The organism is Hafnia sp. HMSC23F03, assembly GCF_001816025.1.
GTDB classification, from domain to species: domain Bacteria; phylum Pseudomonadota; class Gammaproteobacteria; order Enterobacterales; family Enterobacteriaceae; genus Hafnia; species Hafnia paralvei.
This window is the reverse complement of record NZ_KV824214.1, coordinates 347791-372712: the sequence shown is the minus strand read 5'-3', so window position 1 is coordinate 372712 and position 24922 is coordinate 347791. Positions and strand designations below refer to the sequence as shown.

The window sequence follows — 24922 nt, the reverse complement described above, 5'->3', positions numbered from 1 at the left end:
CCGGCCAGCCATGAACCGTTGCAGCGAGCCGAAGCCGTTGACATCAACGCGTTTATTTTTGATGTACTACAGGCTAGTCGTGACTCGGCGATCGTACCTTTTGGCTCGGCATACCCCGACCCAACGTTGTTTCCTCGCCAGCAAATTAGTAAGTCGCTGACTACCGTAGCGCGTGCGATGACGACCTTAAGCGCCACCGACAATCTTCCTCCCGGAAATGAAGATCTGCGTAAGATCTTGGCTAAACGTTACGCTATGCAAGGTATTCGCATCGATCCTGAAGAGATCGTGATCACTGCTGGTGCGCTGGAGTCCTTGAATTTAAGTCTACAGGCGGTAACGCAGCCGGGAGATTGGGTTATCGTGGAAAACCCCTGTTTCTATGGAGCGTTACAAGCGTTAGAGCGCTTGCGCTTAAAAGCGTTATCTATCGCGGCACACCCTGAGTTTGGGATTGATTTGGAGGCACTGGAACAGGCGTTAAAAACCTACCAAGTACGTGCCTGCTGGCTGATGACCAATATTCAAAATCCGCTTGGATGTACGCTCTCGGTGGAGAAAAAACAGAAGTTGGTGGCGTTATTGCAAAAATATGATGTGTATCTCATTGAAGATGATGTATACGGCGAGCTCTATTCTGGCGGAGAAAAACCGCTTCCGGCCAAAGCGTTTGATGACAGTGGAATGACAATGCACTGTTCTTCATTTTCTAAAAGCTTGGTTGCCGGTTTTCGTGTGGGATGGGTGGCCGCTGGAAAAATGGCGAGAAAAATCCAGCAGCTACAGCTGATGAGCACGCTTTCGACTAGTGCGCCGATGCAGCTCGCGTTGGCCAATTATTTAGCTACCCGCAGTTATGACAGTCATCTGCGTCGCTTACGCCGGGTGATGGAACAACGTAAGTATGCGGCGTGGCAGTCGCTACGCGCGCATTTGCCTGCTGGCGTGAATATCAACTACTCTCACGGCGGCTATTTTTTGTGGATCGAACTGCCTGCAAACGTTAATGCGACCGAGCTTTATCATCGTGCTTTGCAGGAGAAGATCAGCATTGCTCCTGGCCAGATGTTTTCCGCTAGTAACCAGTACACCAACTATTTTCGCTTTAATGTTTCCCATGAATGGACGGATAAAAGTGAAAAGGCAGTACAAAGACTGTCAGCTATTGTGCGTGAGATGATGTGAATTGCATACAAGGTGGTCATCTGCTTGCGTCATCACCTTGAACCCCGCATTTTCGAGGAATAGTTTATAAGATTGAGATATTCATATTTGTTTTGTGGATGTATTGAGTGTTTAAAAAAAATAACATGTATTAATTTAACTAATTTATAATGAATTAGATACATGCATAATAAAAACGTTTATGAAGAAAAAAGGTTGGTGGGATGACATGGCGACCTTCTCTTTTGTAAGTATTTATTATTTCTTTGCCCTTTGAATTCTTTCAATAATAAGTGTCAATCACAACCTGTAATTAATAGTCACGGTAAATTATTAAAGCAAATCACATTAAATATTTATCTGATTAATCAAGGAAGAATGAGCACTATATTGTCGAAAAGTTTTATTTCACTTTGCCGCATCAACAAAGTCACCGATAATACCGCTAGTCGTATCCTCAAAATGGCGTAATAACCCATATGCTAAATTTATTTACTGGTCTGGATTTATATACCGGGCTTGTGCTATTGCTTGCTCTAGCTTTTGTACTGTTTTACGAAGCCATTAACGGTTTTCATGATACCGCTAATGCGGTGGCAACGGTCATCTATACCCGCGCTATGCGTCCGCAGCTCGCCGTTGTCATGGCCGCGGTTTTCAACTTTTTTGGTGTTTTGCTGGGCGGGCTGAGCGTTGCCTATGCCATCGTGCATATGTTGCCAACAGATTTGCTGCTTAATATGGGCTCTTCACATGGCCTTGCCATGGTGTTCTCGATGTTGCTTGCGGCGATTATCTGGAACTTGGGGACGTGGTATTTCGGTTTACCCGCATCCAGCTCTCACACACTGATTGGTGCGATTATTGGTATCGGTTTAACAAACGCATTAATGACCGGTACGTCGGTGATCGATGCGCTGAATATCCCGAAAGTGATAGATATTTTCGCCTCTCTGATAGTTTCTCCTATCGTTGGACTGGTATGCGCGGGTGGTTTGATTTTCTTGCTGCGCCGTTACTGGAGTGGAACTAAAAAGCGCGATCGTATCCACCGCGTCCCCGCTGAGCGTAAAAAGAAAGGGGGAAAGAAAAAACCACCGTTCTGGACACGTATTGCTCTGATTTTTTCTGCTGCTGGTGTGGCATTTTCTCACGGTGCTAACGACGGTCAGAAAGGTATCGGTCTGATCATGCTTGTGTTAGTTGGCATAGCCCCGGCGGGCTTTGTGGTGAACATGAATGCCTCAGGTTATGAAATTACTCGGACTCGTGATGCTATTGGCAATCTTGAGGTTTATTTCCAGCAGCATCAGGATCAGTTGAAGTTAGTCACTGATATGGAGCAGCCTCTTCCATCTGCAACACCGGTTGGAACCCAGCCGACGGAGTTCCATTGCCACCCTGCAAACACGATTGATGCTCTTAATCGTGTAAAGATGATGCTGTCTGGCAACATGGATAACTACAGCAAATTAAGCATAGCGCAGCGCAGCCAGCTACGTCGCATTATGCTGTGTATCTCTGATACGGCGGATAAAGTGGCGAAGCTGCCAAACATGAGCCGAGATGACCAGCAGTTACTGAAAAAACTGAGAACGGACATACTGAACACGATTGAATATGCGCCAATCTGGATCATTATGGCAGTCGCGCTCGCGCTGGGAATTGGTACGATGATCGGATGGAAACGTGTGGCAACGACCATCGGTGAGAAGATTGGCAAGAAAGGGATGACTTATGCTCAAGGAATGTCCGCGCAGATAACCGCCGCTGTCTCCATTGGCCTTGCAAGCTACGCAGGTATGCCAGTTTCCACGACCCACGTCTTATCCTCTGCGGTAGCAGGAACCATGATTGTTGACGGTGGGGGCTTGCAGAGAAAAACGGTGACTAGCATTTTGATGGCATGGGTATTCACTCTACCAGCGGCGATTCTTCTGTCTGGGGCATTATTCTGGGTTGCCCTACAGTTTACCTAAGCCGTTGCGGGTAAAAGTGGCAAGATAGGTTGGAATATCTCATTGTTTATAAATAAACGCCCAGTTCAAGCGACTGGGCGTTAGTGTGTTGCTCTCTCATTGTAACGATACAGACTGATTGGAAATCGATTAGCTATTTTCAATACAACGATAGCCGCGAGCTTCCATAAAGCTTGTAATGGCCTTTTCTGCATCAATAAGTACTTCATCCAGTGGCTTATTAGCATCAATATCAACGAGTTGAGAACCATCAAAAGTCAGCTGCGGCGTTACAGCAATTTTTTTTGCTAGAGCCTCTCTGCGGTGATCGGGCTTACGGGCACAGGCAACATCAAGATCAACGTTTAGCTTGATCACTAAATCGGGTTTATGGTTGGCCATCCAGCTAAATGATGAACGTTCTAGACCCGCTAGCCATAAAACAAAGCGGCTACCCGTTACATTGGCAGGAAAAACGGTACCATCATAAGCACCAGGAATTTGTATCTGAGGGTAACGATCTGCTAATACAATTAACCCACGGCGATGGCATGCCAGCATGCGACGAAAACGTAATAGCCGACGGAGAACAAAAGACATAATGACTAAGGCCGGAACGGGGCCCGGAAGTTTTTTAGCACTTTTGACCTTATTATGCTTAATAGTTTTGTTTAGTGCCTTTCCCATTAATGGTAGTTTTACCACGGCACGCTCTACATTCCCGGCTTGTTTTCCTAGATGTATTCTTACTGCTGGCCCATATTTTTGTACGCAGTTAATTAAGTGTTCACAAACAGTTGACTTGCCAGAACCATCACTGCCAATAACGGCTATGATTGGAATATTTATTGGCTGCATAAATGTATCCTGTATTTAAAATGCCTGAGGGTAATGTTTTATTATTAATATATTTACAATAATGTTTTTATTAAAAATAAAGCCACAATTAGTCATTGTCACAACTATGATGAGCATATATTCTGAGCACTCAAACGGTAATATACAATAACTTCTTTGATACTGGATTTTTCGTGAGTCAACAGAATACCCCAATTATTAATCACGATTTTGTTAGAGTGATAGCTATAGTTGGCTGTGATGGTTCAGGTAAATCGACCTTAGCAGCTAGCCTGGTAAATAACCTCGCTTCGAAAATACCAACCGAACTGTTTTATCTTGGACAGTCCTCGGGGCGTATTGGTGAATGGATTGGACGTTTACCTATTATTGGAGTTTCTTTTAGCCGCTATTTACGCGCCAAAGCAGAGTGTGTTCATGAGCGTCCGTCCGCGCCGCCAGGTAATGCCACAGCGATGGTTATTTACTTACTTTCCTACTGGCGGGCGTATAAGTTCCGAAAAATGCTGGCGAGAAGCCAACAGGGGCTGTTGCTCATTACCGATCGTTATCCTCAGGTGGAAGTACCTGGGTTTCGCTTTGATGGTCCGCAATTAGCAAAAACGGTAGGTGGTAATTGGTGGGTTCGAACGCTGAGAGAACGTGAGCTTAAGCTGTATCACTGGATGGCATCCTATCAGCCTTTATTGTTGATTCGGTTGGATATTGATGAGCAAACGGCTTTCTCTCGTAAGCCAGATCACAAGCTTGCTGTTTTGCATGAGAAGGTCGTCGTCACGCCACATCTTACGTTTAATGGTGCGAAGATCCTTGAGTTGGATGGACGAGAACCAGCGGACACAATCCTTAACAAGTCGCTAAGTACAATTCTAGCCTCTCTTTTGTAATCACAAAATCAGGTTTGCGATTACCTTTTAAGACTGAATGATATGCAAACAGATAAATTAAACGAACCGCTACCTGAGTATATTCCAGGGCTTATTGCCGTTGTAGGCTGTGATGGTACAGGCAAGTCCACACTCACTGCCGATTTGGTAAAACAGCTTAAAAAACAGTGGGTAACAGAACGTCGTTATTTGGGGCTCGTCTCTGGAGAAGATGGCGACAAGATTAAACGTTTACCCTTGATTGGCGTATGGCTTGAGCGGCGTCTGGCGACCAAATCTTCAAAAACACAGAGCATGAGCACCAAGTCTCCCGCACTTTGGGCTGCGCTGATTATGTTCGGATTTTCTTTGCGCCGTAGGGCAAATTTGCGCAAGGCTATGCGTTTGGCACAAAGTGGCGTGCTGGTGATCAGCGATCGCTATCCGCAGGCCGACGTCTCCGGTTTTCACTACGATGGGCCAGGCATTGGCGTGGAGCGCGTAGAGGAAGGGGTTAAGCGTTATCTAGCTGAACGTGAGCGTCAGCTGTATCAGCAAATGGCTCTCTTTCGCCCCGAATTAATTATTCGCCTTGATATTGATATTGATACTGCATTTTCCCGCAAGCCCGATCACGATTATGAGGAATTGCGCGATAAAATCGCCATCATGACTAAGATTGGTTACAACGGCTCCAGAGTTCTTGAACTGGATTCCAGAGCTCCATACTGTGAGGTGCTAGACAAAGCACTAGAGGCAGTATCTTCAATCGCAATAGCCTCTCAGCGTAGGAGTACCACCATCTAAATAATGATATTGAGCCGTTTGGGCTTAAATCTAAATATTAAGATGGAGATGAATTCAGGCGGCAAATATTATTTCCTCTAATTATATATTAGGTGAGCTAAGCCTTACTGAGTGATTAATAACTTATTTAGCTGGTTTTTACCATGAAACATTGGTTTTCTGATGGCGCTTTTCGCACCATTATACGTAACAGTGCCTATTTAGGCTCCAGTAATGTGGTTAGTGCCTTACTTGGTTTGATTGCACTTTCTTGTGCCGGTAAGGGTATGACTCCAGCAATGTTCGGGGTACTTGTTATTATTCAATCGTATACCAAAGCGATTAGTGATTTTATCAAGTTTCAGACATGGCAATTGGTTGTTCAATATGGTACTCCGGCGCTGGAAAGCAATAACCTGCAGCAATTTCGCGATGTGATTTCATTCTCTTTTGGTTTGGATATCGCGAGTGGTGCCGTTGCTGTCATTGGGGGCATGGCACTGCTGCCTTTTATGTCCCACTCCTTAGGGCTTGATTCTGATAGCTTTTGGCTCGCTATGCTTTACTGTACGCTGATTCCTTCCATGGCATCATCTACGCCGACCGGTATTTTAAGAGCAGTAAACCGTTTCGATCTGATTGCTGTTCAGCAGGCAACCAAGCCATTTTTACGTGCACTCGGAAGCGTAATTGTTTATTTCGGTGATTATGGTTTTGCTGGGTTCATCATCACATGGTATGCATCCAATTTAATCGGTGGAACAATGTATTGGTGGTTTGCTGCGCGTGAATTGCGCCGCAGAAACATCCAAAATGCGTTGAGGCCACGTTTATTTGAGTCCGCCCGCCGTATAAAAGGAGCTTGGAGCTTTGTTTGGGCAACCAACTTCGCACACTCCATTTGGGCTGCTCGAAATTCATGTAGTACGGTTTTAGTGGGGATCATTTTGGGCCCTGCTGCTGCTGGCTTGTTTAAGATTGCGATGACGTTCTTTGATGCAACGGGAACGCCGGCTAAATTGCTTGAAAAGAGTTTTTATCCCGAAGTGATGCGCCTAGATCCGCGTACGAAAACACCCTGGCTGTTAGGGATAAAATCGGCACTGCTAGCGGGTGGCATTGGGATTATTGTCGCGCTTGCAATTTTGGTTACAGGTGGACATTTAATTTCACTCGTTTTTGGTGCTAAATATCTTCAGGCATATGACCTGATACAGGTCATGCTGGGGGCTATTGTTATTTCAATGTTGGGCTTTCCTCAGGAGTCGTTGTTGCTTATGGCGGGTAAGCAGCGGGCTTTCTTAGCGGCACAAACTGTGGCCTCTTTCTCCTATGTCGTACTCCTTGTGGTGTTATCACATATGTTTGGCGTAATAGGGGCGGCTTTTGCTTATTTTGCGGGGCAATGTTTGGACGTGCTGTTGTCTCTTATCCCGACTTTACGAGCTTACTGCAATCGCCATTTACTTAGATTTAACGCAGTTAGGGGAGATTAATAGATGACCAATAAAAAGTTCTCGCCTGAGGTTATAGAGCGTTTATTTAATGCAGTAGAGGAAGATGACGTCGTTGATGTGCATGCTAGTTTGCCGCAGATTGTTGATTTGCAATGCTCTCAGGAAGTGATTAAGAACAATTATGCGTTATGCCTGCAGTTTTGGGAGGATGGCGTAACTCGTAAGGACTTGCTGCGTTTGATTCTTAATCAACTAAGAAACGGTGAGTTATCTGAAAAAGAACAGAAACAGTACAAATATATTCGCGCACGCTACAAGCATTTACGTTTTGCCCAACAACTTTATAGAAAGAAACATCAGTCAGGTTTTTTATTTAGCAAGATAACCGTATTTCTCGGGCGTTTTCAAGATGGGTTTCGTAATAAGCAGAAAGATATTATTACATTTTACGGGAAGGTATTGCGTGTCTATCATCTAAACGCACCTGTCTGGATGTTCGTACATTGCGCTTTACGTCATACCCAATTAGATACAGCGGATGGTTTTATTCTTTATTGCCAAGAGCAAATGAAGACATTACAAAAATTGATAGCTAAACCGCAGCTAACAGGGGAGGAGTTTCATGATGTGCGGAAAATTATTAGTCAACTGGTGTCTTATTATGACACCTTAAGAGTTATTAATCCGAATAATCAGGATGCTCTGCAGATTTCCCGATTCTTAGCCGCTATTAATGGTTTGATGGGAGACCGACATGATGAAATGGTGGCTGATGATATGGAAAATCTGAAGTCCTATGATGCTCCTTCCGTTTTAGATAGCGATATTCGAGCGCGGTTAGAGCTCCTTCTCTCTCGTTACCCACTGTAAGAAAATTTTTCATCATATTATCTTTAATGAAGATCAGCGCGTTGGAACGCAAGAACAAAGGATACATTATGGCGTTGCGTAGATTACTGATCGCTTCACTCTTGCTATGTCCGCTCTTGGTATCAGCGCATAACTTTGTTATTGATAAGCCAGTTTTGCCAATCAATATTACCGATCGCGGCGAGTTGCTGCTGAATAATGATGAAATTAGCTATAAAAGTTGGAGTAGTTTAGAACTTGTGGGAAAAGTTCGCGTGGTACAGTATATCGCTGGACGTACCTCCGCAAAAAAGAAAAACTCCATGCTGATTAAAGCTATCAAGAACGCTAACTTTCCAAGCGATCGCTTCCAGCCGACTACCATTGTCAATACGGACGATGTGATCTTAGGTTCAGGCTTTTTCGTGCTTGGTAAAATTGAAAAAAATAAAAGGCGCTATCCCTGGGCGCAATTTATTATAGATAGTTATGGATTAGGGCGAAAAACTTGGCAGCTCAATGAAGAAAGCTCAACCATTCTAGTTCTGGATAAGTATGGGCATATTCAGTGGGCTAAAGATGGAAGCCTGACGCCAGATGAAGTACACCTAGTGCTTTCAATGGCACAGAAGCTGATTGATGAAAATTAAATATTCACTCAGTGAATATTTAAAATGACGCTATATGCGAATGATTTATTTGATTTTAGAGCGTTTGCAATATGCTGAATATTTTTTGTTTAGTCACGACTAGGCATTTTTTAGGTTATGTGGAGTGTTCGTAGTATATGAAATTGATTGAGCATTACATCATGGCCGAAATTCGCCGTTTGGTGATCATTATTGTTGGCTTTCTTATCTTTATATTTGCCAGCTATTCAGCTCAGCGATATCTGACTGAAGCAGCCAATGGTACGTTAGCTCTGGAAGTTGTACTGAATATTGTATTTTACAAGGTATTGATTGCTCTAGAAATGCTGTTACCTGTTGGGCTTTATGTTTCAGTCGGTGTTGCTCTTGGGCAATTGTATACGGACTCTGAAATTACCGCTATCTCTGCTATTGGAGCCAGTCCGATACGTCTATATAAAGCAGTTATGTTCCTTGCTATCCCGCTGAGTATATTAGTAACGATAATGTCTATGTATGCTAGACCTTGGGCTTATGCTCAAATTTATCAGTTGGAGCAGCAGTCTCAATCCGAGTTAGATGTCAGTCATTTACGCGCTAAAATGTTTAATATTAATGATAGTGGCCGAATGATTCTGTCTGAAGAAATTAACCCGGACTCTAATCATTTGACGGATGTGTTGATTTATACCTCATCAGGCAATAAAACCAGTGTCTATAGAGCTAAAACGGTAGATGTGACTAATCCTTCCCCAATAACGCCTTCAGTGATATTGCATTCAGGCACAGGCTATACGTTGAGACATCAAGGTACTGATGACAGCGAACGAGTTTATCGTAATCTCACTTTGGATCTTAACCCCCTCAACCTGAGCGTTGATGCAAAACGTAAAGCTAAATCCGTGATAGCTCTAATGCGTTCCCCTGATCCGGCAGATCATGCTGAGGTGCAATGGAGAGAAAGCCGTGGGGTAAATGCATTTTTAATGGCGCTGCTGGCTATCTCTTTAAGTCGCGTCAAACCACGTCAGGGACGCTTTTCAACGCTGCTTCCACTCACGGTTCTATTTACTGTCATTTTTTATGGCGGCAATATTTGCCGATCACTGGTTGCCAGTGGTTATCTCTCTGTTACTCCAGGGGTATGGTTAGTGCCAATACTTATGTTTATTGGAGTCTTGGTGTTGATAGCTCGTGATTTCTCACTGTTGCAGAAATTATTTCGATGAATATATTTAGCCGTTACTTAATCCGCAATATTTTTATAGGCTTTGCAGCCGCGGCGGGGCTATTAATCCCGCTCTTTACGACTTTCAATCTTATTAATGAGCTCGATGACGTCAGTTCTGGCGGATATCATTGGACGCAGGCTGTTGTGGTTGTCTTGATGACATTACCCCGAAGCCTCATTGATCTTGGCCCTTTTATTGCGCTGCTTGGCGGGATAGTAGGGCTTGGCCAACTTTCTAAGAGCATGGAGTTAACGGCAATACGCACTACGGGATTTTCAATCTTTAGGATATCTATAGTGGCATTGTGTGCGGGCCTGATGCTAACCGTATCATTGGGGGCAATCGATGAGTGGGTCGCCTCCCCATTACAACAACGCGCGTTGCAAATTAAAAACGCCGCTATTGCTCTAGATGACGATAACGATAGTGTAGGAAACATTCTGTGGGCAAGGCAAGGGAATGAATTTGTTACGGTGAAGTCGCTGAGTGAGGATAATCAGCCAGTAGGCGTTGAGATTTTTTACTATCGCCCCGATCGCTCTCTGGAATCTTATATTTATGCGCAAAAAGCAACCATTCTTGATGGCAATATATGGATGCTTAGTGGCATCAATGAAAAAAGATGGGTAAACGGGAAAGAAACAGTAGAGACGAAAGAAAGCTTACAGTGGAAATCGATATTTACTGGTATGACTCTGAAAGAACTGACTATGCCGAGTAGCACTTTTTCCATCAGGCAGCTCAATCAGTATATCACCTATCTGCAGAATACCGATCAGCCCAGTATTGAATTTAAGATAGCGTTATGGCAAAAGCTAGGGCGCACTATTTTAACATTAGCCATGATTTTACTCGCCATCCCATTCACCTTTAGCGTTCCGCGTTCACCTGGACTGGGAAGTCGCTTAGCCATCGGTGTCATTGTTGGGCTCTTGACTTATATCAGTTACCAAATCGTTGTGAACATAGGGTTATTGTTTTCCCTTAATGCCGCGATGGTCACGCTTACCCCTCCGGCATTTATCTTAGCTATTGCTTTAGTGCTGGTTTATCAATTTGATCAGCGACACTGATACCGCTCTAGAGATTGCATAACTTGCTGCTTTATCGGCAGGAAAGGACTCTAGAGCGGTACCCTTGTTTACTTCGTATCACTTTTTTAGCATTGCAAATGCTTGAATAATGGCATCAATCTGTTCGTCAGTATGTGCGGCATTCACGCTGCAACGTAGCAACGTTATACCGGCTGGCGCTGCTGGAGGCAGAATCAGGTTAACATAGACCCCTAGGCCTATTAGCTCGCGCCAGATACGTAAGCCATCATCTTTATGCCCAATGATTACTGGCACAACTGGGCTAATATGTGAACCCAACTCATAGCCAAGCTTCTCTAACCCTGTATACAACCGATGTGAGTTGTTCCACAGTTTTTGGCGTAGCTCTGGATGTTTTGCAATGGTTTTTAGGGCAGAGCGAACAGAGGCAATGCATGATGGAGACGGTGATGCAGTAAAAATAAATGGGCGACTAGCATAACGTAGAACGTCCATTGCTTTAGAACCGACGGCAAAGCCACCAATAGAAGCTAAGCTTTTGCTGAATGTTCCTACAATGATATCGACATCCTGCTCTACGCCGACTTCTTCAACAAGCCCTCTGCCAGTCGCACCCATAACACCAAAGGAATGAGCTTCATCTACGATCAAATATCCGCCCAGACGTCGTTTGATATCGACAATTTCAGCGAGTGGAGCAACATCGCCCAGCATGCTATAGATGCCTTCGACGATAATTATTGCCTCTTGAGCACGATCGCCAAGGCGTATCATTCGGCGCTCAAGGTCTTTGGCGTCGTTGTGACGGAAACGAATAATTTCAGCGCCACCCAGTGTACAAGCATCATAGATGCTGGCATGGCTATCGGCATCTAGCAATACAACAGAACCATGACCCGCCAGTGCGCTGATGATCCCCAAATTGGCGGTATAGCCTGTAGAGAAAACAATAGCGCTAGGGCGGTCAAAAAAATCAGCAATCTCATGTTCTAAGGCGATATGTGATTCATAGCTACCGTTAGCCATGCGAGAACCGGTTGTTCCCGTTCCCTGAGTTGCTAATGCGGCCTGTCCGTCGGCAATCGCCTGAGCGTCAAAGGTTAATCCCAGATAATTATTGGTACCAGCCAGAATGACCTTTTGATTACCAATACGTCCTTCAGTTGCGGAATAAACTTCATCAATGCGAGTGCCAAATGGATTTATACCTGATGTACAAAATTGCTCTCGCTCGCTCGCCAGGCGTGAAAATTTATCATAAAGGCCCATTGGTATTCTCCAAATATGGTATTAAAGCTTCCAGTAATTGTGCGGGTGTTCTGACATCCAGCAATATATTGATAGGAATGGAAATATCAAATCTGTCTTCTAACATCATCAGCAGATCCATGACTTTTATAGATTCCAAACCAAGATCGTTAACCAGATCACTATCCGGTTTTATATCTAATCCGCTTTCGACCATGCCCTCTAAGCAGGAAAGGGTATAGTCCATCACTATTTTTCGATTTAACATAGAATTATTGACACACCTATAATCAAGATAATTAAAATAGTCCGCTGCGTAATGCATTCTCTAGACTAATTTTAGGGAACCAATTAATATTTTCGGACAGGCTTTTATTACTCGCAGACCAGTCCAAATGTGTTAATTCGCGGATTTTGCAACGAGTCAGCATTGGCTCTTTTCCTGCTAAAAAGCCTGTTAGGGTACTAATATCAGCAGCGAGTTTGAGTAAAGGCAAAGGGATACCAACTAATCGCACTGAGCCATTACGTACCGCAGCACCGATTTCTTGAATACGCTTCCAGTCATAGCCCTCAGAAATACCATCACATAACTCATAAGGATGAGCCTGTGGTTGCTCTGCTATTAACCATTGGCTAACGGCTTCAGCTAAGTCGCTCACATGAAGGAGCGATAGCCGAGTTTCAAGCGCGCCAAATCGTAGAAGAACGCCACGTAACATCCCGCTAAACAAGGGTTTTAACTCTTTATCGCCAGGGCCATAAACCGCAGTAGGACGAAAAATTCCCAGCGAAATACCTGAAGCCATATTTGTTAACTGTTGCTCGGCAACACGTTTAGAGTTTGCATACCAAGATAGTTCAGGATGGCGAGCAGCAAGAGAAGACATAAACAGAAAGCGCTCACAGACTCCGCTTTCTTTGGCAGCCTGCATAAGGCGCAGACTGCCAGTGACGTTGCATTGAGTGAAGACATCTTCATTGTGCCCGCGGACTTGGCCTGCGCAATGGACTATAAAATTTGCGCTATCAACAAGCTCTGCGAGTGAGTAGGAGTCTTCCAGCGAACCGCTAACCCAGTCGATATTAGGACGTGGGTCGTTACGTGCGGTTCTGGTTAACGCTCGAACATTAAAGCCGCGGGAAAGCAGGTTATTGACAATATGTTGACCTATAAAGCCAGTTCCACCTGTTACTGCCACGGTTTTATTCATTGTGCATAATCAGCCATTTGCATCTGCGGACTCAGTGTATTTGCAAAAGCGGTCAAATAACGTTTTTTTGCCTCTGCCCGAGCCGGTTTACCCGAGGATGTCCGTGGAATACTATGTGGCGGTAATAGTTCTATATCAGCAGAGACACCAAATTCGCTTTGAATCCGAGCCGCGAGTGAATGAACGATTTGCGCGCGACGCTGTTCAGAGCCGACTCTGCACTGGATTTGCAAAATTATTTGTTCCTGCGAGGTAACAAATGCTATTGCATCACCTGAATGAATTTCTGGCTCTTGTTCCGCAATATATTCAATATCCTGAGGCCATATATTGCGACCTCGGATAATAATCAGATCTTTTATACGGCCCGTGACGTACAAATATCCATTTAGCAGATAGCCTAAATCTCCGGTATCCATCCATCCTGTGGATTTTATTTCCCTTTGTGACGCAAGATCTTGGAAATAGCCGCTCATTAGGCTAGGGCCAGATATATAGATATGGCCAATTTCTTGCTCAGGTAGAGGCATACCAACTTCGTTTCGGATTTCAATTCGGTGACCTGGAAGCGCTTTACCGCAGTTCACGAAGGTAGAAATAGCTCGGGTCCCTTTAGTCGGTGCAACGGCTTTCCCCTGATTCTCTAAAATATCACGGTCAACTTCGTTTACCTGAGTACCTATTGCCTCTTCGCCAAAGCTAACTGCAAGCGCGTTCTCAGCGAGGCCATAGCATGGCATAAAGGCCTTGCTGTCAAAATGTGCCTTACTAAAACATTCACCAAATTGATTTAGCTGCTCGGCAGAAATAGGTTCAGCACCAACCCCAGCGACGCGCCAACAGGAGAGATCAAGTTCAGCAAGATCTTTATCATTTACGCGGCGCAGGCATAAATTGTATCCGAAAGGTGGGGCTACGGAGACGGTGCAGCGGTTTTTACTAATGAGTTTCAGCCACTGCATTGGCCGCATAGCAAAATCTTGAGTGCTCAAATAGTCAACGGACAGTTGAGTAGCCATTGGGGTTAATAGAAAACCAACTAATCCCATATCGTGATAGAACGGTAGCCAAGATATGCAACGATCGCCATCACGCAATTTGATGCCATCATGGCTTATCGCATGCAGATTAGCCATAACCTCGCGGTGAGTAATTATTACCCCACGCGGGAAACGCGTACTGCCCGAAGTATATTGGAGATAGGCAATATCATCTGGTGACGGTAGCTGTAATTCAATATCCATTTCAGGTAACGCATTGAAATCTTCGTTACTGAGAATATGGATCGTGGGCGAATCAATATTGACAACATTAATGAGCGATAGCCATTCATTGCTACTGATTATTGCAGAAGGTTTACAGCTCGCTAATAAGCCCTGAAGTTTAGCTGTATAAGAATCTCTTTGTCCCACCCCCATAGGAATGGCAAGAGGTACAGCAACTAAGCCGGCATACTGGCAGGAGAAAAAAGCCTCGACGAAACCAGTACTTGTTTCGGCAATTATAGCGACGCGATCCCCTTTGTTTAGATTCAAGGACAGCAACCGCCGTGCTCCTGCTATCGCTTTTGATTGTAGGCTGCGATATTCCAATACAGCTTCAAGTTGATTACGGCGATCATAAAAATTCATTCCTGCACTTCCCTGTGCGGCATAGTCCAAAGCTTCCACCAGAGTTGGAAAGTCTGCATAGCGCATAGGATGAGTCGAGGTTCTATTGGACATACTACACCATGAGAATGTTTTAATTTAAAGTCATCGGATAATAAAAGGCTAACTTCTAGCAAGAGTACAATGTAAATTATATAGCCGTTTAGGTATAGGATTGTTTTTCTGATTTTCTTGTTTTTTGTAAGGAATATCTTTTATTGTAATAATGAGTTTCTGATATATCGGTAATAGACTTAATTAATGAGTGACATTCCTCATGTGAATGATTTGTATTTATCATGGAGGCTTGGAAGTTATTAATTAAGTGAATGATTCCTTATTTGGAAATGCTTTATCAGAGATTGTAACAGCACTTAGTGGTAAAAAGTAATCATGTTTATTCATTAGCGTGAACTAAGCATCTAGTGATTTATTTACGTAATTTTTTTTCATAAAGTAATTATTGTATTAATTCTCCAGTGAGAGAAAACCAAACAACAATATATCGCAGTTATAACAATACCGGCTGGATTATTGTATATTTTAATGTGTTAAATATATTAAGGCTGTTTATGGTTCGCATTGAAAAGGTCATGAATGAGCATGATCTTAAGGGTTTCATTTCTTTTCCATCCTCGCTATACAAACATGATCCCAACTGGATTGCTCCTTTATTTGTTGAACGTGCTGAGCATCTTTCTAAGAAAAATCCAGGTTCTGAACACATTCAATGGCAGGCATGGGTGGCCAAAAAAGATGAGGTAGTCGTTGGCCGAATAACTGCACAGATTGATACCCTGCATCGTGAACGGTATGGCGAAGATACAGGGCATTTTGGAATGATTGATGCTATTGATGATTGCGAGGTATTCAGTGCATTGTTTGCTGCCGCAGAAGAGTGGCTAAAATCTTTTGGTGCGCGAAAGATAACGGGGCCTTTTAGCCTGAATATCAATCAGGAAAGCGGATTGCTTGTTGATGGTTTTAATACTCCGCCATGCGTAATGATGCCACATGGTAAGCCATACTACGAAAAAAATATTGTGCAGCATGGGTATGAGAAAGGGATAGATCTACTGGCTTATTGGATGCGTTGCTCCGAATTATATTTTTCGCCTTCATTGCTCCGACTTATGGAGCAGGTACGAAAAAAGGTCACTGTTCGCTGCATTAATCGTAAACGATTCGACGATGAAATGCAGGTTATGAGGGAAATTTTTAATTCGGGGTGGCAGCATAACTGGGGATTTGTACCTTTTACCGAGCACGAGTTTGCCACAATGGGGGCTCAATTAAAGTATCTAGTACCTGATGATATGATTTACATTGCAGAGATCGATTCAGTTCCCTGTGCTTTTATTGTCGGTTTGCCAAACATTAATGAAGCTATTGCCGATCTTAATGGGCGATTATTCCCTTTTGGCTGGGCAAAACTACTTTGGCGTTTAAAAGTCAGCGGTGTACGCACTGCACGAGTACCATTGATGGGCGTTCGCCAAGAATATCAATTTAGCCGTATAGGGCCGATAATTGCTCTGCTGTTAATCGAGGCATTACGTGACCCGTTTGCGAAACGTAAGATTGAAGCCTTAGAGATGTCTTGGATCCTTGAGTCAAATACAGGAATGCGCACCATTCTGGAGCGTATTGGTGCAACGCCATATAAACAGTATCGCTTATATGAAAAGCAACTCTAGCAATTATACCAATGTATTGAAGAAGGCGAAATTTACAACGTATCGATTATTTGGCACATGTCTAAGCCGCGGTATGCGGCTATCATTTTCTAAAAAGAGATAGTCACTTTTGAATATCGCTAAAAATGAAGTCGGTATTATGATGTTAATAGCGAGTAAGGTCTTTAGCCATGGTACTTGGCGAGAGGCTTCGGATTTTTCATGGTTCATTATCCCTCTAGCTTACTGCGCAATAACTATTTATTTTATATGGTTTCATTTTAATGTCGGTTCGGCTATCAAAGTAATGACTTTGTCGTCCTGCAGGTCAAAATAGCAGGTCAGTAAGCTTCCTTTAGTCCGATTAGAGGATAGGGTTTGCGTCAGTTCTAAAGTAATACTGCGAGTTAACATATCTATCTGACACACTCGGATAGCCTCAAATCCGAATGAGCGGTTTACTTCAGGATAAAGTGCTTTAAATGCACTTTCTTTGCTAGAAAATGTAATCAATAGCGCTGTCTCATAAGAGATATTGCAGGCTGCAAGCCGCGTTTGTTCCAATGGTGTAGTGAATATATGAGCGGTTTTTTTAATGGATTTCGAGGTTAGCATTTCAATATCGACACCCAGCGTTAGAGCTGAATTTAGTGGCGCGACTAATGCGATAGCGAACTTATCTGTGTGAGAAAGACTCCCGCCCCAGCCACCTGGCCAGATTGGTGCGCGACTTGAGGCACTACCAACGCTATCGTGGCATCCTTCCTTATCTAGCAACAGCTTCGCAGCATATCGAGCAGCGACATACTCTGCGCGTCGTTTTACAGAAGCATTATTTAGAGTCTCGGGAAAAGGGATCTCTAACTCTCTGAACAACGCATCCTGATAATAATGACGGTCATACATAATTTGACAGTATCTTAACTCGGGCAAAAGAGTGACTACTCCCACGTCGATGCTGCGTAGGAAGGGCAGTGCAGTGTGGATTGTTGATAGAGTAAACATAGAGATCCGACTATTAGTCACTAGCTGCGATTATAGCTTGAAGGCCGCGGTTTGCGGTAAAGAATCGGATGGCGTTTGAAGAAGGGAGTCGATCCTAGAAAGCAAAAAACCAGCCCTAAGGCTGGTTTTTCTAAATAGTGGTGCCGGACTCGGAATCATATCCACGGCTAATGCTCTGTTTATCATTGGTTTTGTTGGTATTTGTTATAAACAGCGCCCCCACGAAAGCCCCCAGAAATAATCGCTTTGTTTTTGTGATAGTTATCACGAGAAATCGGTGTTTAGTGAATAGGGCTTCGTTATGTGTGGAGTCAGGTCCACATATAATGACCAGAGGTCCACATATAGAGGATGGGATTCCACACATAATGGTTCGAGGTCCACATATAACGCCCAGAACTCCACACATAGCGGCGCTAAAAAATCCATGCTGCACTATGCAGGCAAAGCCCCATTCCCCTTCGCGTTGAACATCTTTCGGACATACATTTGATATGCCTGAACAATGATTTTTGAGATAATATGAAAAGGTGACATTCCTAATTTATAGATTCTATTAGTATTTTTGCTATACTTTTGAGATACCGTCATGCACCAGTTGAGATAACTAAACATCATGGCTCAATTTAATCACTTTGAACTCTCGCTTCTGAACCCCAGCTTTGACTCCCCTTTGGTCGACGCGCTGACGGAGCTGGAGTTGCTCCGACACTTGCGGCTGGAAACTGACGTTCACCCTATCCTGTTTGCGCAACTGAAGGCTGTTTTCCACATGCTGGAGAGTCTTGGTTCTGCAAGGATTGAGGGAAACCACACCACGCTTGCCGACTATGTTGAAAGCAAGGTTGAAGGAACGCAAAGTTCGACGGACCAGCTCAAAGAAATCAACAATATTGAAGCCGCGATGGAGTTCATCGATGAATATCTGAACAATGGCGATGACATAACGGAATACTTCATCCGCGAGTTGCATAGTCTGGCGGTAGCCGGGCTGCAACAGGAGGGCGACAGAACGCCCGGTGCATATCGACAACATAACGTCAGTATTGCTCAGTCAGACCATTTACCGCCGGACCACATTCACGTTGCTGATTATATGGCGGAACTGACCACCTTTATTAACCGTGCCGATAAGCCAAAGTACGATCTGATGAAGATTGCGCTGGTGCATCATCGCTTTGGCTGGATACACCCCTTTGGCAACGGTAATGGCAGAACGGTCAGATTGCTGACCTATGCGTTGCTTATCAAGTATGGTTTTAATGTTCAGGCAGGTGGCCGGGTTCTCAATCCAACAGCTGTATTCTGTAACGATCGTGAACGCTATTACGCCATGCTGTCGTTAGCTGATAAGGGAACGGAGCAGGGGCTGGAAGAATGGTGCTTATATGTGCTTTCGGGGATCTCATCTGAGCTGAAGAAAGTCGATCAACTGACAAACCACGATTTCCTGAGTGAGAAGATCCTGTATCCGGCGATCGATTTTTCGTCGGAGAGAGGGCTGATAAACCCGCTGGAATCGAAGGTTCTAAAACGCTCTGTTGGATTGGGGACGATAAAAGCGGGCGATCTACGTACCGTTTTACCCGATCTGAAACCGACGCAGGTGACTTATCAGCTTGGTAAGCTGATTGAGCGGGGGCTGCTTCAACCAGTCGAAGAGGGAGCTCGTAGCTATACGGCGAAGTTTTCTAACTCGTATCTGATACGTGGGGTGATTAAGGTTCTACGGGAAGAAGGGTTTATTCCTGATTTGTGATTCTCATATACAGAGAGCTAAGAAACCTCGGTTGCTGGTCCATTGGCGTGGCGAATAAGAGAATTCATATAGTTAACATCAAGAAAATGTCCTGTTGCATATGTATGGAAGAGAGACAAAAGCAAATCAATATATTTTAGAGGGAACGCGGGGTTAGATAGAATATATCGGATGAAACCTACTAATCGTTCTTCTGACGTACTCCCATCATTGGTGTCAATAATAACTTGGCAGCATGCGTTAAATATTATCGATACATGATTGTCAAAGATAGGTTCTTGATACCGGAAACTATAGGCATTGTTAATAAAAGCCAAAGACAATTGTTTTGTCAAGATTTTCGCCATAATATAGCAAGCCGATTCAAGATTATTAAATGATGTTGAATAACGTTTTAGCAGTTTTGCCGCTAGTTCAATATGATCGGCATTTTCAGATGATGCTAAATCTATTGTGTCATCATAGCTTACAAATACAGGTAAATTAACCATTAGATGTCGATAGTAGCTTTCTACCTTATAAATAACAGGAATAGCATGTAGAAGTTTAGGTAAAAACTTCGTTGAGTTGATGGTCGTAATATTATTATTAATTTTTTTTATAAGGATCTCAATCATGTTATCCATAATAAAATAAGGAGTATAAGTAAATAGTGAATATTTTATTGTTGAATACACAGAAGCATCAAAAAATTCTTTCATATTCCGTAACTCTGTTGGCGTATTCTGTATCGGAACGATTTTTATCTCGGCGTATTCAAGAAGGTTTCGTAACGCAATACGAATTGACTTAGTTATATCTTGAATTTCTCTAGCAGTTGTCCTATATAATTTATCATCGTTTATGTGCATAGTTAAATAATTAGGATTTTCTGTTTCTTTTAACCAATTAGTAATGCATGTATGGGTTTCATTGGTAATCAGTAGTTCATGTTTATTTTTACATAGTTCAATATCAGTCCTTGTCAACGCTAAATAAATTAAACCATACACATCTGTGATAAATGTCTCCGGGCTATCGATATCCCCCGAAGGCCATGAAAATGATTGATTAGATTCAGATGTTGAAAATAATTGAAGAGCCGCCTTAACAGGGTTGTTTTTATCTAGTAAATGGCCTTTCAAATACAATGGCATATTGTCACTGCTGGAAATTAAGTGTTCTCTTTCTGAATGGTTATATCCGGCCAGCTGATTCTTCATCTCATCGAGCCATTTTTCTGGTTCGGGAGATAAGTCAAACTTCCTTATTGGAAATGAAGCGTGTGAAGGAGATGTAATAATTTTCAGAATATACCTAAATAGAATATGATATGCGTTAACTTCTTCTGTTATTTCAATATAATCCATTGCATAGGTCAGTTTCTTACCTACAGGGGAATCACAAAGGATACTGCCAAACTCTGAGTGTACCGATAATAAACAGCCTTGCTGTTTGCTCTTTTCTATATCAGCTATAATAATTTCTTCTTCAATGTTATTTCGTAGTAATTTAATGCTGCGAATAACTTTATCTAAAGGGCGAATATTATATTCCTGGGCTTTTCTTTCCATGTCTCCGCTTAGTGATAATGTATGTAATTGAAACATTGGAGCTGCATATTTCATTGGGGCGGTGATGAAAAGATTCGCCATTATTTGTTCTGTATAATGCGGATCTATTTTATCAGCGATATCTCTTAATAATTGGAAATTATAATGGTCAATGTCATTGAATATATTTTTAGGAATTGCATCCAGAATAGCATTTATATTTTTATCGTTAATTTTCGATTCGCATTGTATTAGCAATGACCATGCATAGGGATTCATGTTATTCAGAGAGATTGATTTTTCTAAAGAATCCCTAGCCTGAATCCATTCGTCATGTAAAATATGTATTTTGGATTGAAATAGCCATATATTATGGTCCCATTCACTTACTTCTATACTATTTAAACATTCAGAAAGTGTTGAGAATTTTTCTGCCCGGATAAGTGCATTGAAATAAGTAATTACTAAATCTGATGGCCATAGTTTGTGTGGTAAGCGAGGTTCCATAAAATTACAACATTCTTCAGGAAATCCAAGTGTTAACAGGTCATTACAAAAACTGATTAAAGCATACCCTACTAATGATGATATATCGTTTGTTGATATAAATTGTATAATATCTTGTTTTATTTTTTGTTTTTCAATTAAATTATTTTTGGACGCTATCAATAATTTTACTTTAAGGGATGCTAATTGATAATTAAAATGCAGACTTTGTATATCATTAGTGGTTTTTAATTTTGTTGCTAACACTAGACTTTGTATACTTTCTTTTATATAAGAACCATTTGTACTTGCTTTTAACAATGTTATTAATAATGGTGATGTTAATTCATTATCTGAATTTATATCAAATAATAGCGTTTCTTTTTCACTTACATTACCTATTTCATCGAGATAATCAGATGTTGATGGATTTAATTTATGAATGATTTCTTTGTTTTTTAATGCAACTTGAATTAATTGATAGTGATTAGATTGCGTTAGTAATAATAAATTAGAAAGCGCATAAAATAAAAATTTATTATTTGATTCTTCTTCCAATAGATGTATTACATTATTAATATTGGAAATGATTTCATTATAAATGTTTTTCTCTTGTGAAAATAAATCTATGTTTTGATATTTTTCAGCAAGTGCCGTAACATGAATGTAAGTAGAGAGTATATTATTAGATTTTGATGGATTTCTATCTTTTAATTGTTGCACGTATGCTTTTGCCATTTCCCAATCTTTTATTCGGGCTGCACCTATGGACAAAGCATAAAGGTTATCGTCATCGATCATTACACGATGTGTATTCCAGTAGGCATCAATTTCTTCTTTTTTTGCTAAGCATTGAAGATAAAACATGTGTGAATATTTTTTCTTGGGGGACTGATTGAATATTGCATTGGCTAGTTCATCATTTTTATTTTTGCATTCAATTAACATGATGATAGCGAAGACAATATCTTTTAATTTTTCTGATAGATCATCTTCTCCTGCAAGTGAATACAGATCGGAATGCTCAGGTATAATATCATTGTTGAATGCCTCAATAGCGATATTTAGAGCATCAACAAATCGCTTAGCAACAATGTCTGCCGGTAGCTTATTGATTGTATCGATAGCTGTCTTAGCTTTACCAATTTCATCACTGCGGATCATTCTAAATATATCTTCGGCGATTGGGAAAAGATTTTCTGCTGTAATATTTTGCAGGGTTACATATTTTCCACCAAGAAAAAGATCACCAGAACCATTGTGTGTTAGATTATTATTAATCATGTCTGATGACCTTGCCCCTAATTATTAATGGTTTTATTGCCGTGAATAATATCGCCAGTACCGTTATGTGTACTGTTATTAATAATTGTCTGTGGGGTTGCCTTAATGTGTGATAGAATGGCTATTAATTCAGGATCACTTTCAATCCGATTTTTAATTGCAGATTCACTTAAGTCGTCGTTTATACCAAGTTGGGCTACTTTCTCTGCAACGATCTGAGCTGTTTTATCATCGATAAGCCAGTTTTTCAGTGACTCTTTAATATAGTTGGTGCTAATAACGACACCGACTTTTAATCCATCATAAAGCAAGCCTGAGAGTATAGTACTGCTAATAAAATCCATAGACGCCTCCATTGAATAAAGTCATTAAGTAAATCATATCCCGTACAAGCATATAAATACCAGCTTTTACCCATGTAACGATCAGGGATTATACATTATCACAGCCTGAATCCCCTTGCTGTTCCCTCTAGCTAATTGTAACATGTTCCCGTACCTGCAAATTCAGGTGCCGGGATTGGAACCCTGATTAACTTCACTGACGACACAAGGCGCGTTTGCGCTTTTTTTGTGTCGTTCGCTCAGCTACATCTCAATGGTGGGCCGGGCGGGGGCGCTGCAAAGCGCGCCGGTGGCAGTGAGGCCGGTAGTTCCAACCCCGTCCGGTTCCACCACCAATGAGATTGGAACCTCTGGTGGTGGGGATAGCTTGTTTCTCACTGGAGGCTGCCCTTATGGCTACAATCCTCACTCAAACACACCCGTTAGTTTCCGTTCCCTTCAGCGTCACCACGGACTTCACCGTACTGGCCGACCACTGCGAAAACTTCGCCGAAACCCTGATTGAAAGCCACGATCCTGCGCTGAAAATGGCGCTGTGCGGCAGGATCAACGCCTGTCTGACATTGCTACAGCCCACGTTGCTCGATCCGGTTCCCCCTCATCTTATTGAAAGCCTGACCGTTGATACACTTCCCGCCCTCTCTCCCCGCTTCGAGCCTGAATGCACCGAACTTTGTCACTACTGCCTTGCCCTGACGCAAATACTCGCGGGGCAGGATTTTTCATCTGAAACGGAGAAACACCTTACCGGATTGCTGTACGACCTGATCAACTACTTCGTGGCGGAAATGAAAGCCCCGCGCTGGCTACGCACCGCCGACGGCGTAAAGCTAATTGACGGGGTGATGGCATGATGCAACCGGACTGGCATTCCGCCGACATTATCGCGGCGCTGAAAAAGCACGGAACATCGCTTTCCGCTGTCTCACGCAACTCAGGGCTGGCGTCCTCCACGCTGGGAAACGTCCTGTATCGCCACTGGCCCAAAGGTGAAAAGCTGATCGCCGACGCGCTGGGCGTTACACCAGAGCAAATCTGGCCTTCCCGCTACCGCAAACCTGAATTCCGCTAAAGCAAAACAGACTCTCCCGATCTTTTGCCAGCACTTGCTGGCGGAAGATCGGGAGAAAGCAAGCGAAGCGCGGCAGTCCTGCATCCATAAAATCGCGAAAAAATCCACAAACAACTCAATTTGCAGAAAAAAGGTTTCCCCTTTTCATCCGTGGCAACCGGGTGTAATCTCCTCCCTGCCCTACGCTGTCGTCGACAGCACCCAAAGCTTCATGACCTGAAAGAAGCGCCTGACACATCAGGATATGGTTGCCATTTTACCGGCAGGGCCTCTGCAAAAATGCCGGGTCGCAGATACTGCGACAGAGGTTGAGAGTTATACACTTCCACTGCGCCAGTTCGCTGGCTATGTCTCCATCCGACCGGAAGTCTCACGATTTCCCGGCTCATCTGTACGTGCTGATTGTCTGTGTTTTTTTCTCTGCGCCAGATCTCTGGTCAATGCTGCTCTGCGCCTTTTACTTTGCGGGCTGCGGCCTGCATTTGCCGTCAGGCATTTGCTGCCGCGTGACCGTTAATCTGCACCAGAATCCACGATCTTTCGAGCACTGCACCCGACCAGTGCGTCACTTTCGTTGCGTAAAGCGACAAAGTGACGCACAACCATCACACCGCGCCATGCCTTTGTTTTCAGGGTTCTGGCGCTCATTCCTGCATCTGACACGCCTTTTCAGGGCCGCTGTCAGCAAGAAAGAGGAGAAAAAGATCGATACCGAGGGGGGCATGATGCCCCGGAGAATTCCTGCCCGCGCAGGCAGCCCGTACAGCGTACTGGCTGAAACTCCCTATACCTCAACAAG

Annotated in this window: 22 protein-coding genes; 13 read left to right on the top strand and 9 right to left on the bottom strand. The window is 43.1% G+C overall.

Annotated elements, in window-relative coordinates:
- The coding region (locus tag HMPREF3091_RS07450) for an aminotransferase-like domain-containing protein (RefSeq protein WP_246839961.1) at positions 1-1185 on the top strand (1185 nt) is incomplete at its 5' end.
- A gap of 458 nt (positions 1186-1643) precedes the next feature.
- Positions 1644-3143, top strand: coding sequence for an inorganic phosphate transporter PitA (gene pitA, locus HMPREF3091_RS07445; protein ID WP_070715075.1), 1500 nt, complete (start codon positions 1644-1646; stop codon positions 3141-3143).
- A gap of 129 nt (positions 3144-3272) precedes the next feature.
- Here the strand turns inward: pitA and HMPREF3091_RS07440 are convergent, their stop codons facing one another.
- On the bottom strand, positions 3273-3980 hold the full coding sequence (locus tag HMPREF3091_RS07440) for a nucleoside/nucleotide kinase family protein (protein ID WP_070715073.1): 708 nt from the start codon (positions 3978-3980) through the stop codon (positions 3273-3275).
- A 173-nt stretch (positions 3981-4153) separates the two neighbouring features.
- Between HMPREF3091_RS07440 and HMPREF3091_RS07435 the strand changes: the two genes are divergently transcribed.
- The 7 genes from HMPREF3091_RS07435 (at position 4154) to lptG (ending at position 10872) form a co-directional block, all read left to right on the top strand.
- The gene (locus tag HMPREF3091_RS07435) at positions 4154-4867 is read left to right on the top strand and encodes a nucleoside/nucleotide kinase family protein (protein ID WP_070715070.1); all 714 of its coding nucleotides are present in this window, start codon (positions 4154-4156) and stop codon (positions 4865-4867) included.
- Between the two features lie 42 nt (positions 4868-4909).
- Positions 4910-5653 (top strand): nucleoside/nucleotide kinase family protein, encoded by a 744-nt coding sequence (locus HMPREF3091_RS07430; RefSeq protein ID WP_070715068.1) that lies wholly within the window; start codon positions 4910-4912, stop codon positions 5651-5653.
- 143 nt (positions 5654-5796) lie between these two features.
- A complete protein-coding gene (locus tag HMPREF3091_RS07425; protein WP_070715065.1) occupies positions 5797-7128 on the top strand; it encodes a lipopolysaccharide biosynthesis protein in 1332 nt (443 codons plus the stop codon).
- A gap of 3 nt (positions 7129-7131) precedes the next feature.
- Complete coding sequence (locus HMPREF3091_RS07420) at positions 7132-7959, top strand: hypothetical protein (RefSeq protein ID WP_070715064.1); 828 nt, start codon at positions 7132-7134, stop codon at positions 7957-7959.
- Positions 7960-8027: 68 nt separating this feature from the next.
- The gene (locus HMPREF3091_RS07415) at positions 8028-8588 is read left to right on the top strand and encodes a YtfJ family protein (protein WP_070715063.1); all 561 of its coding nucleotides are present in this window, start codon (positions 8028-8030) and stop codon (positions 8586-8588) included.
- A 137-nt stretch (positions 8589-8725) separates the two neighbouring features.
- Positions 8726-9796, top strand: coding sequence for an LPS export ABC transporter permease LptF (lptF, locus tag HMPREF3091_RS07410; RefSeq protein ID WP_070715059.1), 1071 nt, complete (start codon positions 8726-8728; stop codon positions 9794-9796).
- On the top strand, positions 9793-10872 hold the full coding sequence (gene lptG, locus HMPREF3091_RS07405) for an LPS export ABC transporter permease LptG (protein ID WP_070715057.1): 1080 nt from the start codon (positions 9793-9795) through the stop codon (positions 10870-10872). The genes lptF and lptG overlap by 4 nt, the downstream gene beginning before the upstream one ends.
- Positions 10873-10950: 78 nt before the next feature.
- Here lptG and HMPREF3091_RS07400 read toward each other — a convergent pair whose 3' ends face one another.
- From HMPREF3091_RS07400 to HMPREF3091_RS07385, 4 genes are read right to left on the bottom strand one after another with little or no spacing between them, the layout of a single operon-like run.
- Positions 10951-12123 (bottom strand): serine palmitoyltransferase, encoded by a 1173-nt coding sequence (locus HMPREF3091_RS07400; RefSeq protein WP_070715055.1) that lies wholly within the window; start codon positions 12121-12123, stop codon positions 10951-10953.
- Positions 12110-12370 (bottom strand): acyl carrier protein, encoded by a 261-nt coding sequence (locus tag HMPREF3091_RS07395; RefSeq protein ID WP_004093316.1) that lies wholly within the window; start codon positions 12368-12370, stop codon positions 12110-12112. The genes HMPREF3091_RS07400 and HMPREF3091_RS07395 overlap by 14 nt, the downstream gene beginning before the upstream one ends.
- Positions 12371-12401: 31 nt before the next feature.
- Positions 12402-13316, bottom strand: a complete 915-nt coding sequence (locus HMPREF3091_RS07390; RefSeq protein WP_070715053.1) for an NAD-dependent epimerase/dehydratase family protein — start codon at positions 13314-13316, stop codon at positions 12402-12404.
- Complete coding sequence (locus HMPREF3091_RS07385) at positions 13313-15040, bottom strand: fatty acyl-AMP ligase (protein ID WP_035503538.1); 1728 nt, start codon at positions 15038-15040, stop codon at positions 13313-13315. Before HMPREF3091_RS07385 ends, HMPREF3091_RS07390 begins: the two co-directional genes overlap by 4 nt.
- A gap of 497 nt (positions 15041-15537) precedes the next feature.
- On the opposite strand from HMPREF3091_RS07385, the gene HMPREF3091_RS07380 reads away from it, so the two are divergent.
- Positions 15538-16662, top strand: a complete 1125-nt coding sequence (locus tag HMPREF3091_RS07380; RefSeq protein WP_004093309.1) for a hypothetical protein — start codon at positions 15538-15540, stop codon at positions 16660-16662.
- Between the two features lie 255 nt (positions 16663-16917).
- Here the strand turns inward: HMPREF3091_RS07380 and HMPREF3091_RS07375 are convergent, their stop codons facing one another.
- A complete protein-coding gene (locus HMPREF3091_RS07375) occupies positions 16918-17646 on the bottom strand; it encodes a 4'-phosphopantetheinyl transferase family protein (protein ID WP_070715051.1) in 729 nt (242 codons plus the stop codon).
- A 616-nt stretch (positions 17647-18262) separates the two neighbouring features.
- Here HMPREF3091_RS07375 and HMPREF3091_RS07365 point away from each other — a divergent pair.
- Positions 18263-19405: a Fic family protein gene (locus tag HMPREF3091_RS07365; protein ID WP_070715048.1), complete on the top strand. Its 1143-nt coding sequence runs from the start codon at positions 18263-18265 to the stop codon at positions 19403-19405.
- A 17-nt stretch (positions 19406-19422) separates the two neighbouring features.
- On the opposite strand, the gene HMPREF3091_RS07360 is transcribed toward HMPREF3091_RS07365, so the two are convergent.
- Positions 19423-22707 carry a PIN domain-containing protein gene (locus HMPREF3091_RS07360; RefSeq protein ID WP_070715046.1) on the bottom strand — a complete coding sequence of 1095 codons (3285 nt, stop codon included), beginning with the start codon at positions 22705-22707 and terminating at the stop codon, positions 19423-19425.
- Between the two features lie 17 nt (positions 22708-22724).
- Complete coding sequence (locus tag HMPREF3091_RS07355; protein ID WP_070715044.1) at positions 22725-23051, bottom strand: GapS6a family protein; 327 nt, start codon at positions 23049-23051, stop codon at positions 22725-22727.
- 392 nt (positions 23052-23443) lie between these two features.
- Here HMPREF3091_RS07355 and HMPREF3091_RS07350 point away from each other — a divergent pair, with 392 nt between their 5' ends.
- Together HMPREF3091_RS07350 and HMPREF3091_RS07345 are read left to right on the top strand one after the other, a co-directional pair.
- Complete coding sequence (locus HMPREF3091_RS07350; RefSeq protein ID WP_070715042.1) at positions 23444-23905, top strand: hypothetical protein; 462 nt, start codon at positions 23444-23446, stop codon at positions 23903-23905.
- Positions 23902-24123 (top strand): helix-turn-helix domain-containing protein, encoded by a 222-nt coding sequence (locus HMPREF3091_RS07345; protein ID WP_070715040.1) that lies wholly within the window; start codon positions 23902-23904, stop codon positions 24121-24123. The genes HMPREF3091_RS07350 and HMPREF3091_RS07345 overlap by 4 nt, the downstream gene beginning before the upstream one ends.
- 513 nt (positions 24124-24636) lie before the next feature.
- On the opposite strand, the gene HMPREF3091_RS22985 is transcribed toward HMPREF3091_RS07345, so the two are convergent.
- Positions 24637-24771, bottom strand: coding sequence for a hypothetical protein (locus HMPREF3091_RS22985; RefSeq protein WP_256385878.1), 135 nt, complete (start codon positions 24769-24771; stop codon positions 24637-24639).
- Positions 24772-24922: the final 151 nt, after the last annotated feature.

What these genes read in the sequence shown, in the direction of transcription:
- pitA (WP_070715075.1), top strand. Translation starts at nt 1,644, where the DNA reads ATGCTAAATTTATTTACTGGTCTGGATTTATATACCGGGCTTGTGCTA.
- HMPREF3091_RS07440 (WP_070715073.1), bottom strand. Translation starts at nt 3,980, where the DNA reads ATGCAGCCAATAAATATTCCAATCATAGCCGTTATTGGCAGTGATGGT.
- HMPREF3091_RS07430 (WP_070715068.1), top strand. Translation starts at nt 4,910, where the DNA reads ATGCAAACAGATAAATTAAACGAACCGCTACCTGAGTATATTCCAGGG.
- HMPREF3091_RS07425 (WP_070715065.1), top strand. Translation starts at nt 5,797, where the DNA reads ATGAAACATTGGTTTTCTGATGGCGCTTTTCGCACCATTATACGTAAC.
- HMPREF3091_RS07420 (WP_070715064.1), top strand. Translation starts at nt 7,132, where the DNA reads ATGACCAATAAAAAGTTCTCGCCTGAGGTTATAGAGCGTTTATTTAAT.
- HMPREF3091_RS07415 (WP_070715063.1), top strand. Translation starts at nt 8,028, where the DNA reads ATGGCGTTGCGTAGATTACTGATCGCTTCACTCTTGCTATGTCCGCTC.
- lptF (WP_070715059.1), top strand. Translation starts at nt 8,726, where the DNA reads ATGAAATTGATTGAGCATTACATCATGGCCGAAATTCGCCGTTTGGTG.
- lptG (WP_070715057.1), top strand. Translation starts at nt 9,793, where the DNA reads ATGAATATATTTAGCCGTTACTTAATCCGCAATATTTTTATAGGCTTT.
- HMPREF3091_RS07400 (WP_070715055.1), bottom strand. Translation starts at nt 12,123, where the DNA reads ATGGGCCTTTATGATAAATTTTCACGCCTGGCGAGCGAGCGAGAGCAA.
- HMPREF3091_RS07395 (WP_004093316.1), bottom strand. Translation starts at nt 12,370, where the DNA reads ATGTTAAATCGAAAAATAGTGATGGACTATACCCTTTCCTGCTTAGAG.
- HMPREF3091_RS07390 (WP_070715053.1), bottom strand. Translation starts at nt 13,316, where the DNA reads ATGAATAAAACCGTGGCAGTAACAGGTGGAACTGGCTTTATAGGTCAA.
- HMPREF3091_RS07385 (WP_035503538.1), bottom strand. Translation starts at nt 15,040, where the DNA reads ATGTCCAATAGAACCTCGACTCATCCTATGCGCTATGCAGACTTTCCA.
- HMPREF3091_RS07380 (WP_004093309.1), top strand. Translation starts at nt 15,538, where the DNA reads ATGGTTCGCATTGAAAAGGTCATGAATGAGCATGATCTTAAGGGTTTC.
- HMPREF3091_RS07375 (WP_070715051.1), bottom strand. Translation starts at nt 17,646, where the DNA reads ATGTTTACTCTATCAACAATCCACACTGCACTGCCCTTCCTACGCAGC.
- HMPREF3091_RS07365 (WP_070715048.1), top strand. Translation starts at nt 18,263, where the DNA reads ATGGCTCAATTTAATCACTTTGAACTCTCGCTTCTGAACCCCAGCTTT.
- HMPREF3091_RS07360 (WP_070715046.1), bottom strand. Translation starts at nt 22,707, where the DNA reads ATGATTAATAATAATCTAACACACAATGGTTCTGGTGATCTTTTTCTT.
- HMPREF3091_RS07355 (WP_070715044.1), bottom strand. Translation starts at nt 23,051, where the DNA reads ATGGATTTTATTAGCAGTACTATACTCTCAGGCTTGCTTTATGATGGA.
- HMPREF3091_RS07350 (WP_070715042.1), top strand. Translation starts at nt 23,444, where the DNA reads ATGGCTACAATCCTCACTCAAACACACCCGTTAGTTTCCGTTCCCTTC.
- HMPREF3091_RS07345 (WP_070715040.1), top strand. Translation starts at nt 23,902, where the DNA reads ATGATGCAACCGGACTGGCATTCCGCCGACATTATCGCGGCGCTGAAA.
- HMPREF3091_RS22985 (WP_256385878.1), bottom strand. Translation starts at nt 24,771, where the DNA reads ATGAGCGCCAGAACCCTGAAAACAAAGGCATGGCGCGGTGTGATGGTT.